Below are 1,187 nucleotides of genomic sequence, written 5' to 3' on the forward strand. Positions count from 1 at the left end.
TTAGTAACAGACGACATCGATAAAGGTGTTAAAGATTCAGACGTACTTTACACAGACGTATGGGTATCTATGGGTGAACCCGATGAAGTTTGGGAAGAACGTATCAAATTATTGAAACCTTACCAAGTAAACCAAGACATGATCGAAAAAACAGGTAACCCACGTGTTATCTTCGAACACTGCTTACCTTCTTTCCACAACACTGACACAACAATCGGTAAACAAATTGAGGAAAAACACGGCTTAAAAGAAATGGAAGTCACAGATGAAGTCTTCGAAGGCAAACACTCTGTTGTATTCCAAGAAGCTGAAAACCGTATGCACACTATCAAAGCTGTGATGGTTGCGACTCTAGGAGATATTGGATAATTCAATTTCACTTTATAAATAAAGAAATGCCATGGTAATGGGATTCAATCCCTACAATGGCATTTTCATTTTAGACTACCCTCAGTCTTATTTATCTGTTTTTTTGTTCTTATTAAAGCGTCTTGCGATAAATCCTAAACCAAACAATGTCAACAATGAACCTAATAACGGCATTGATGATGTTTCATTACCTGTTTCAGGTAATGCTTGTTTATTAGGCTTACTTTCTTTTTTATGAGTAAAAGTTTTAGAGTTTAAAGTTGTTGATTTTTTATCTTGAACATCTTTTTTTACTGATTTTGCTTTCACATTTTCTATGTCATTGTGTGTAGTTACTTCACCAGTGCTTTCTTTTGATGTGTCATTGTTTTCAACAGTAACTTCATCATTTTCTTCCTCTTTTTCAGACTCTACTACTGTATCTTCTTTAGAAGGAGAAATTTCAGTAGACGTTTCTTCTGTTTCTTTTACTGGTTCTTTCTCAACTGGAGTCTCTGATCCTGTCGATGTTGGTTCTTCCTCTGATACCTCTGATGTTGGTTCTTCTACCGGTTCCTCTGGCGTTACCCCTGATGTCGGTTCTGTCGGTGTTGCTTCTTCCACAGGTGCTTCCGGTATTACTTCTGGTGCCGGTTCTATTGGTGTTTCTGCCTCTGGCTCGGATGGCACTTCTGGAATCTCTTCAACTGGTACTTCCGGTGCTGTCGGTGTTGCTTCTTCTGCCGGTACTTCTGGTGTTACCTCTGGTACAGGTATTGTCGGTGTTACCACCTCTGGCTCGGCTGGTACTTCAGGCACTTCTTCGACTGGAATTTCCG

General features: G+C 39.5%; 1 protein-coding gene and 1 pseudogene. One reads left to right on the forward strand and one right to left on the reverse strand.

The window, feature by feature from the left end; translation table 11 throughout:
• Positions 1-369, forward strand: a pseudogene (locus tag HMPREF2937_RS08950) (ornithine carbamoyltransferase subunit F); the annotation flags it as partial.
• An 87-nt stretch (positions 370-456) separates the two neighbouring features.
• On the opposite strand, the gene HMPREF2937_RS08955 reads toward HMPREF2937_RS08950, so the two are convergent.
• The coding region (locus HMPREF2937_RS08955; RefSeq protein WP_142351428.1) for an LPXTG cell wall anchor domain-containing protein at positions 457-1,187 on the reverse strand (731 nt) is incomplete at its 5' end.

The organism is Staphylococcus sp. HMSC061G12 (genome assembly GCF_001838465.1).
GTDB lineage: Bacteria > Bacillota > Bacilli > Staphylococcales > Staphylococcaceae > Staphylococcus > Staphylococcus simulans.